The 8,907-nt window shown below is 42.2% G+C and carries 8 protein-coding genes; 2 read left to right on the forward strand and 6 right to left on the reverse strand.

Translation table 11 applies throughout. The annotated features are described in order from the left end of the window. Window positions 1–117 precede the first annotated feature (117 nt). Both tsaD and ACTQ9S_RS13285 read left to right on the forward strand, forming a co-directional pair. Window positions 118–1,179: a tRNA (adenosine(37)-N6)-threonylcarbamoyltransferase complex transferase subunit TsaD gene (gene tsaD, locus ACTQ9S_RS13280; protein WP_440455208.1), complete on the forward strand. Its 1,062-nt coding sequence runs from the start codon at window positions 118–120 to the stop codon at window positions 1,177–1,179. Window positions 1,180–1,248: 69 nt separating this feature from the next. Further along, window positions 1,249–1,620, forward strand: a complete 372-nt coding sequence (locus ACTQ9S_RS13285) for a CrcB family protein (RefSeq protein ID WP_440455209.1) — start codon at window positions 1,249–1,251, stop codon at window positions 1,618–1,620. Window positions 1,621–1,924: 304 nt separating this feature from the next. Here ACTQ9S_RS13285 and ACTQ9S_RS13290 read toward each other — a convergent pair whose 3' ends face one another. The 6 genes from ACTQ9S_RS13290 to potA form a co-directional block, all read right to left on the reverse strand. After that, window positions 1,925–2,275, reverse strand: coding sequence for a hypothetical protein (locus ACTQ9S_RS13290; RefSeq protein WP_440455210.1), 351 nt, complete (start codon window positions 2,273–2,275; stop codon window positions 1,925–1,927). Window positions 2,276–2,286: 11 nt separating this feature from the next. Continuing rightward, window positions 2,287–3,555, reverse strand: coding sequence for a hypothetical protein (locus ACTQ9S_RS13295; RefSeq protein WP_440455211.1), 1,269 nt, complete (start codon window positions 3,553–3,555; stop codon window positions 2,287–2,289). Window positions 3,556–4,503: 948 nt separating this feature from the next. Next, entirely contained in the window at window positions 4,504–5,394 is an 891-nt protein-coding gene (locus tag ACTQ9S_RS13300; RefSeq protein ID WP_440455212.1) for a LysR family transcriptional regulator, read from the reverse strand. 107 nt (window positions 5,395–5,501) lie between these two features. Beyond that, entirely contained in the window at window positions 5,502–6,353 is an 852-nt protein-coding gene (potC, locus tag ACTQ9S_RS13305) for a spermidine/putrescine ABC transporter permease PotC (RefSeq protein WP_350655567.1), read from the reverse strand. Next, window positions 6,353–7,240, reverse strand: coding sequence for a spermidine/putrescine ABC transporter permease PotB (gene potB / locus ACTQ9S_RS13310; protein WP_350655566.1), 888 nt, complete (start codon window positions 7,238–7,240; stop codon window positions 6,353–6,355). The genes potC and potB overlap by 1 nt, the downstream gene beginning before the upstream one ends. Beyond that, window positions 7,240–8,490, reverse strand: a complete 1,251-nt coding sequence (potA, locus tag ACTQ9S_RS13315) for a spermidine/putrescine ABC transporter ATP-binding protein PotA (RefSeq protein ID WP_440455213.1) — start codon at window positions 8,488–8,490, stop codon at window positions 7,240–7,242. The genes potB and potA overlap by 1 nt, the downstream gene beginning before the upstream one ends. Between the last annotated feature and the right edge of the window lie 417 nt (window positions 8,491–8,907).

Below are 8,907 nucleotides of genomic sequence, written 5' to 3' on the forward strand. Positions count from 1 at the left end.
AAACTGACCGTCATTGTGACTGACAATGGCGGTTTTTTTATACATATTTTTTTAGATGCTAAATAATGAAAAGCGCTGCAAAAAATGATATGAAGACAAAAGTATAAAGGCAAAAGTATGAAGGTATTGGGTTTAGAGACTTCTTGTGATGAGACAGGTTTGGCGATTTTTGATAGTGAGCAGATAGATAGTGGCAATCAAGGTCTGGTCGGACAAGTATTGTATTCACAGATAGAGCTGCATGCACTCTATGGCGGCGTGGTGCCTGAGCTTGCCAGTCGCGATCATATTCGCAAGCTGGTACCTTTGCTTAATGAGCTCTTAGAGCAGTGCGACGTCAAGAAAAGCGAGATTGACGCTATTGCCTATACCAAAGGTCCAGGACTGATTGGCGCTTTGATGACCGGTGCATTATTTGGGCGCAGTTTGGCGTACGGGTTAGACATTCCAGCGATTGGTATTCATCATATGGAAGGGCACTTATTAGCACCATTAATGGGCGCAAATCCGCCAGCGTTTCCTTTTGTATCATTATTAGTGTCCGGCGGTCATACTTTACTGATTGCCGCACATGGTATTGGGCAGTATGAGATATTGGGTGAATCGATAGATGATGCAGCGGGTGAGTGCTTTGATAAAGCCGCCAAAATGCTAGGCTTGCCTTATCCTGGTGGCCCTAATATAGCCAAATTGGCGGAAACTGGTAATCAAAATGCTTACAGCCTACCAAGACCAATGCTACATCGCGGTTTAGATTTTTCTTTTAGCGGTATGAAAACAGCGGTGCATAACCTTATTAAAGACACTGCTGGTTCAGGCTATGGATCAGACAATAGTTCTGATAGCGACCCACAAGTTCGTGCCGATATTGCCGCAAGCTTTCAACATGCCATGGTTGATACGCTGGTGAAGAAATGCGTTAAAGCGCTTAAGCAAGCAGATATGAGCCGCTTAGTCATCGCGGGCGGCGTCAGTGCCAATACTCATCTGCGCGAAACCTTAGAAGCTGAGTTGGCTAAAATAAATGCAACCGTCCATTATGCGCCGCCTGCGTTATGTACAGATAATGGGGCGATGATCGCTTATGCTGGTTACGAGCGTCTGCAAGCAGGGCAGTCCGATGATTTAGCGGTGAGCTGTGTGCCTCGTTGGCCGATGACAGAATTGCCTGCGGTGTAATAGCTCTGTTAGGTGTATGTCCATATGAAGTGCACACTCATCAAAAGCCATACAAATTAAGGATAATCTATGCAGTGGCTCGCCATTGGTTTAGGAGCAGCACTTGGAGCTTGCTTGCGGGCGTGGTTAACACGTTTTAATCTGCTGCACAGCTGGATACCTTTGGGTACATTAGGCGCAAATGTCTTAGGCGGGCTGCTGATTGGTCTGGCATTGGTATGGTTTGAGCGGATGGGTAGCGGCCTGTCAGATAACATCCGCGTGTTTGTCATGACTGGGTTTTTGGGCGGGCTGACGACCTTTAGCACTTTTAGCGCTGAGGTATTTAGCTTTATGCATGATGGGCGGCTGCTGGCAGGTCTAGCACTGATAGGTCTGCACGTAGGACTGACATTGCTGGCAACCGCGTTTGGCTTTTACTTTTTTAAGTTGGTCTTATAACCGTTGATAGATATTACTCGTTTAATGGTCTGATTTAAGTAGTTCCTTTATTGCAGTCTGTTTTAGGTGGTCTATTAATTGTTTAAGAGGTCTGTTTAGGTGGTTCCAGTGGGGTATAGGTAAAAAGGGCTGATAAAAAACGTAAATGTAGGTGTGCGCGATGATAATTTATAGCTTAACTATGTAAAAGGGATATAGAATCAACACGTTCAAATGTATAAAGGCTTTGATGTTAGTTGATAATGCCTCAAACACAGGCACAGCGATGCTGTGCCCGTGTGCATTGACTTGTTATAAATTGCAATCAAGTAATCACATCAACTATTTCAACTATCTCATCAATGAAACCAACTAGCTTAACAATATTTTCAACTACATCTACATTGTGATTTATATAATTGATACAGCGTTTTAATTCTTTATTTATCAAATATACATCAACGATAGTTTTGTCGGAATTCTCTAGCCAGTCACTCATTGTTTCCGCTCTTAAACGATCGATCCTTCTGTTTAACTCGTCAACACGTATTCTTACTTCGAAAGCCTCATCATCCATTCCTTTTAACGACAATTTACATTCTATTTTATACGCTTTTGTTTTTGAAGCCGATAGCTGCTGTATTAGCTGTTGTTTGTTGGTCGTAGGAGTGTTCATAGTATTGCTCCTTAATTCTTAATAATACTTTTTATTACTTCACTAGCACTTTCTTCTATAGCTGTCGCGGCTACTCTTAAAGCCTCAGAAGACTCTTTTAAAGTATCGACTTCTAATTTAAGCTCATCCGCTATTTTCTTTTTATATTCCGCATCTTTCTTTTTAGTGTTGTTACTGGGATCAGTATTTAATGCATTTTTTGCCAGAGTATATTCAAATTGAGCTTGCGCGTATTTGAGTTTGCCCTGTTGATATATGATTTCAGCTGTTGTCGCTTTACTATTCGCAGCATCTGCTTTTACTTTCACCAACTCCACTTTATTAACTTTGGCCGTCGCTTCGTAAGAGGAGTGAAGCTGAATCCCTTTTTCTAACAGGTCATTAATAGCTGCTATAGATGAGTCTGATTTAGATAGCCTTGTGGCCAGCGCTGCATGAGCAGCAGGTATTCTTCCGTATGCTATGTACAACGCCTGAAGAGATTCTACTTGATTCAAATGTGCAGTTTTAATATCAATCATTTCTCCGAGGGTTCTTCGTATTTTTACATCATTGTTACCATTTTCGTTACTCTTCACCAAACTGAGAAGATCTCTACCTAAACTCTCCTGCTTAATTGCGAACTCTTCATTATTGCTTTGTGCCATTGCATGTATCGCCTCTTGTATATCCTTGACATATGCGCCAATATAGTCTTGGTTTTTAGTTAGAGACTCTATAAGCTTTTCCTTTTGCTTTGTGTTTATGTACTCTTCCGCCCCTGTGATAAAGGATGTTGAAAAAAGTCCTGTATATTTAGCTGTTGTATCGTTAGGTTTATATTTGAGCGACTGAACTGCATCGCGCGCATTAGCATTAAGATCTGTTGCTAGCTTCAAAAACTTTTCATCATCGACCAACTCGTTCGACGAGAGCTCTAATAGAAGATTCGAGTATTCCACCCAAGCTAGGTTGACTTTCGAAACTCCTAATTTGAATTTTTTCATTGTGAGAAATGTCGGAGACTCAGATACGAGAAACGGTTTACTGTCATCAGTCTCTATAAGAAGCTGATTAAACAGATTGTCATTTCCTTGTTTCAATTCACTCTCGATTTCCTTTATATAACGCTCTTCTGACAAGGGAATAGTCACATCAAGCGATGATGTTGCTCCTTTGTTTAATTCTATTAACGATGAGTTAAACTGTTGGAAAGGGTTTGTGTCTATAGAGGCACAGCCTGCCAATAGAGCAAATGCAACTATAAAAGAGATATTCCTTGTTCCCGTATTGAAATTCATTTTTTACTCCTTGCAAATTTTAGGTTAAAGGAGGGCACAAAATGTAAAAGCTATATAGAAAAATAGGAAATTCCCCGTTATTCAAAAGGAAAATTATTTGGATCAAAATTACGAGATGGAATAAAACTGAGCTTACCTTTCAGATGGAAAATTCCATTACCTGTGTTCTGAAATCCTTCAGGGAAAAGAATTACCTCTCCAGTAATAAAGTTAGAGTTCATATAACCTCTGAGACTAGCTGGTTAACAAAACGTTTATAACAAATAGTTTTCGTGCATGGAATATCTACAGTAAGAAATCACAACAAAAACCTACTACGCATAGTTAGTTATAGGCTAGAAACATTAAATTAGCTAATGAATTTTTATCGTTTTTCTAAAGAAAGTACAAAATAAAATTCATCTTTAATTTTTTTAGTGTTTTGAGCTAATTATTGGCTTGAGAAAGCTTATGAATTTGATATTCTCATAATTCGTCAAATACAAGTTCAAGTTTTTATGTAAGAAGTACACTCAATTAGTGAGCAAAAAAAAGCCCTGAGCAGGCTTTAAATTTACAAGTAGTTTTTATCAAAACGTATTAGACAGGTAAGTAGCATTAACAGGTAGGGTATTAGTAGTTGGCATCAAGTTAAGTCCCATTATGAGTGCAGCTGTCAACCCACAAATCAAAAAATACTGCTGCTACCTGTAGTATAAATCTCTTATTTCGCACAAATAACTCCTAAAATTGTCAGACAGCCATAGACGCTTTCTGTGTCTTAATGTTTCTAATCTCTTACTAACCAGTCCAGTTTTACCTCGAAAAAGCCCTTACGAGTACACCCACAAGTATACTGAACGAATCGTCAAAAAAATCACCTTGCATATCAAATACTTAGTTAATAAATTCGAGTCCTCACTAGGGAACCGTCCTTGTTCCCATAACAGTGATTATGGTAAATAAAACCTACAACGGCTTCACAATCCCTTCCAACAAACTCGCAAACCCCTGCATATACGCGGTATCTTGACTTGAGGTACGCGTCGCTGCATACAACTGACAATGTACGCCACTACCTAACGGACGCGAGACAACCCAGCCTTTTTTCTCATATTCAGCGACCACCCAATCAGGTAACGCCGCCACACCGCGCTCACTGGCGACCAACTGAATAAGCATTGCTGTCAATTCAGTCGTACGAATACTCGCAAAACTTACCTCTGAAGGTGTCATAAAGTTGGCGATAATGTCGAGACGCTTGGCTTCCACTGGATAAGCAATCAAAGTCTCATCAGTCAAATCACTGGGCTCAATAAACTCTTGCGCGGCCAAATCATGCGTTGGTGAAAGCACTAGGCGGCTCTCATACTCGAATAGTGGCTGATAGCTGATACCGTCTATCGGTAAATCACTGGTAGTAATGAGCAGATCAATATCACCTTCCATCAACAGATGATGCGGTTCAGGCTCAAAGCCAGTCGCAAAATCTAGCTCCACATCCGACCATTCACGGCGGTAATGATTGAGTATCGGCATCAGCCAATCAAAGCAACTATGACACTCAGAGGCTAGGCGTAATCTGCCCGCTTGACCATGTGCTAAGCGTTTGAGATTGGATTTGGTGCGAGTCACTTGCGGCATGATGCTGTCTGCCAATGCCAGTACTGCTTTGCCCGCAGGGGTAAAGGTGAGCGGGCGAGTGCGACGATTGACCAAGCTGATATCGTAGTAATTCTCTAGCTCTTTTAGCTGATGCGAGACCGCAGACGCTGTGACATGCAGCTCATCAGCAGCCGCAGCCAATGAGCCATGCGCTCGTAATGCCGTTAAAGTATTGAGATGACGAAGCTCTAACATAAGACAACCTGATCGCTGAGGTGAGAAAAATTCATTATAACTAATGTAGCAATGAATTCCACTCAAATACTATTATTAAATTTTTCTTACCTAGAGATAGTTAATAACTAGCGCCGACGTAACAACAGCTGCGAGATAATGACTAAGATAAGCGAGGCGGCTAATAGCAATGTACCAATGGCGTTGACTTCCGGCTTAAGTCCTACGCGCACCATAGAATAAATACGTAGCGGTAAAATCTCATAGCTTGGGCCCGTGACAAAAGTGGAAACCACCACATCGTCTAATGATAAAGTAAAGGCGAGCAACCAACCTGCCATTACTGCGGGCAGAATCACGGGAATCAGTACCGTACGCACCATCGTTGATTCGTTAGCACCCAAGTCGCGCGCGGCTTCCATTAGGCGCTCATCCAAGCTACTTAAGCGTGCAAAAACAGTAATGACCACAAATGGCAGACAAAAGGTAATGTGCGCGAGTAACAGCGAGACAAAGCCCAACTGTAGACCAATTAATAAAAATAATGCGAGCAATGAGATAGCGAGAACAATCTCAGGCGACATCATCAGTACAAATAACAGCCCGTTTAACAGACCTTTACCGCGAAAGTTGTAGCGGTGTAAGGCAAGGGCAGTCAGTGTACCTATCAAGGTTGAGACGGTGGCGGCGACCAAACCCAAAAAGATAGAGTGCCAAAAAGCATCGAGCATCGCTTGGTTATTGAATAGCGACTCATACCACTTTAAGCTAAATCCACCCCAATTGTAGCCAATTTTTGATTTATTAAATGACATCACTACCAAGACGATGATAGGTAAATACAGCAGGGCATAAATCAGGCCAAGATAGCCTTTAGCCGCTATGCTGCCGATGCTAGGTGGCTTGATGTGACGTTTGTTTTTAGTCGGTGTATTATTAGATGAGCGGCTCGGTGAGTTGTTTAATGAGTTATCAGACATTAGGCCACCTCATTAAAGTCGGTCTTGCCAATGCGGCGGCTACTGGCACGATAGGCGAGTAATAGTACGGCCATCGCAAGGGTCAATAATACGCTGGCTGCTGCGCCAAATGGCCAATCACGCGCATCCAAAAATTGGTTTTTAATAATATTACCAACCAATAAATTTCGCGAGCCACCCAAAATATCTGCCACATAGAACATACCCATCGCTGGCAATAACACTAACAGCACCCCTGAGATAATCCCAGGCGTGGTCAATGGTAGCACCACGTGCCAAAAGGTCTGTGTCTTGGAAGCGCCCAAATCCTGCGAAGCGAGTAGCATGTCATTGCGTAAATCAGTAAATACCGCATATAACGGTAATACCATAAACGGGAATAACAAATAAGTTAAACCGGCTATTACTGCACCTTGCGTGTACAAAATATCGATAGGGGTATCGATCACGCCTATCGCTAGTAGTGATTTATTGATCAAACCGTTATTGGCAAATAGCAATTTGAGCGCATAAGTCCGCACTAAAGAGTTGGTCCAAAACGGCAATATCAATAACATCATCAGCAAGGGCTGCCAGCGTACTTTCGCTTTAGATATCAGCCATGCAAAAGGGTAACCAAGCAATAAGCAGATGACCGTTGTAATGCCTGCCATCCATAAAGAATGGACGAAAACCTCAAAATACAACGGGTCAATTATGCGTATATAGCTGTCGATACTGACAGGTAGGCTAATAAAAGCGCTGCTATCGCGGGTCAAAAAACTAACAGCAATGACCAAGATATTTGGTAATAACGCAAATATCAGTAGCCAACCCCAGATCAGCAATAGCGTTGCGGTACGAAAAGGACTTTTGCTGCCCAAATTGAAACGGCTATTACCTGCCATCAGCTGCCATCCTTTTGCCCAGTTTTATTTTGTTCATGTACTTTTTGTTCTGCCAGATGGTCTTCGGGCAATACCCATTCCCAGCCATCCACCCATGAAACCTTGACCGCTTCATTCAGCTTATAATCAAAGCTTGGATCATCCTCATCAAAGAATTCAGAAGCTTTAATAATATGGCCGTTTGCTAACTCAATAATCGAATCTAAGGTACTGCCTTTATAATTACTTTCAATGACACGGCCTAGTAATCCGGCTTGCGTACTATCATTAGGGTCATAAATCCGTAGATCTTCAGGGCGGAGTAGTAAATTTACGATATCGCCCACTTGCACGCCATTAGCAAAATCAGGACGGCGTAGGTTACGTAGTGCTGTCGGTCCATCTTGCGCCTGTGCTTCACAAACCTCGACCTCAATGCGTCCATTGGTTACTTGTCCATCACGATCTGGCTGGTCCGGATACACGCCTTTGACTTCGGCTTTGAATAGATTGGTCTCACCGATGAATTTGGCCGTAAATAAATTGGCGGGGGTTTCATAAATCTCAATAGGCGTCCCAATCTGTTGAAACGTGCCGTCTTTCATCACTGCAATACGGTCTGACATTGACAGCGCTTCTTCTTGGTCATGGGTGACAAAAACAAAGGTAATGCCAAGCTCTCGTTGCAGGCGCTTAAGCTCAGATTGCATTTGCAAACGCAGCTTGTGATCGAGCGCAGACAACGGTTCATCAAGTAATAATAGTTTAGGACGATTAATCACCGCGCGTGCAATGGCAACGCGCTGCTGCTGACCACCAGATAAATCTTGCGGTTTACGATTGGCTAAATGCTCGAGTTGTACCATGGTCAGTATCTCGCGCACACGCGTTTGAATCACATCTTTAGGGACTTTTTTAATCTTAAGCCCGTAAGCGACATTTTGCGCAACGGTCATATGCGGAAATAATGCATACTGCTGAAACACGGTATTGACCGGACGCTTATCGGCTGGCAAGCCCGCCATCTGTACGCCATCTAAATATATTGCCCCAGCATTTGGCTGCTCAAAACCAGCAATTAAGCGCAGTAGTGTCGTCTTGCCGCAGCCCGATGGGCCAAGCAGGGTCAAAAACTCACCATGCTTGATATCGAGGTTTATATCTTTTAATACTTCCGTTTGATCATAGGTTTTTTTTAGACCAGTCAGTTGCAGCAGTACAGTGTCAGGTGACGCCGAGGTTTTATGCGTGTTTGAAGTCGATTCGGTCATAAGATTTGTTCCTAAGCGTCCAACGTGTCAGTACAGCTATTAATATAAGACACTGTAAACAAGATGGTTTGGCATGAGCGTAAGCGTAGTCGGCTGGTTGCTGCGTATTATAACAAACCCTTGATATAAATCATTGCAAGTTCGTTGTATGTTACGCGCGTTATATGGGCATAGTGACAAAAGTTTCTTTCATCTATTCTCTCGAGTGTTTTACTATTGTATTTCTATAAGATTTGAGTGGTTGTTCAATGTCTTAAAGCTAAGCTATTTGACACTGTTAATAACGACCATCTTCATAAAACGACCCTAGCGCAAATTTTTTATCATTTTTTTTGCTTTATTCCTATACAATCATTTGATGGCTGAAAAATATAATGAGCCTCGTAGCTTGATAATTATTAACCAACCATTGAGCTA

It is taken from the genome of Psychrobacter sp. ASPA161_9 (genome assembly GCF_051970275.1).
Taxonomy (GTDB): domain Bacteria; phylum Pseudomonadota; class Gammaproteobacteria; order Pseudomonadales; family Moraxellaceae; genus Psychrobacter.

What these genes read in the sequence shown, in the direction of transcription:
- potA (WP_440455213.1), bottom strand. Translation starts at nt 8,490, where the DNA reads ATGACCGAATCGACTTCAAACACGCATAAAACCTCGGCGTCACCTGAC.
- potB (WP_350655566.1), bottom strand. Translation starts at nt 7,240, where the DNA reads ATGGCAGGTAATAGCCGTTTCAATTTGGGCAGCAAAAGTCCTTTTCGT.
- ACTQ9S_RS13295 (WP_440455211.1), bottom strand. Translation starts at nt 3,555, where the DNA reads ATGAATTTCAATACGGGAACAAGGAATATCTCTTTTATAGTTGCATTT.
- ACTQ9S_RS13290 (WP_440455210.1), bottom strand. Translation starts at nt 2,275, where the DNA reads ATGAACACTCCTACGACCAACAAACAACAGCTAATACAGCAGCTATCG.
- tsaD (WP_440455208.1), top strand. Translation starts at nt 118, where the DNA reads ATGAAGGTATTGGGTTTAGAGACTTCTTGTGATGAGACAGGTTTGGCG.
- ACTQ9S_RS13300 (WP_440455212.1), bottom strand. Translation starts at nt 5,394, where the DNA reads ATGTTAGAGCTTCGTCATCTCAATACTTTAACGGCATTACGAGCGCAT.
- potC (WP_350655567.1), bottom strand. Translation starts at nt 6,353, where the DNA reads ATGTCTGATAACTCATTAAACAACTCACCGAGCCGCTCATCTAATAAT.
- ACTQ9S_RS13285 (WP_440455209.1), top strand. Translation starts at nt 1,249, where the DNA reads ATGCAGTGGCTCGCCATTGGTTTAGGAGCAGCACTTGGAGCTTGCTTG.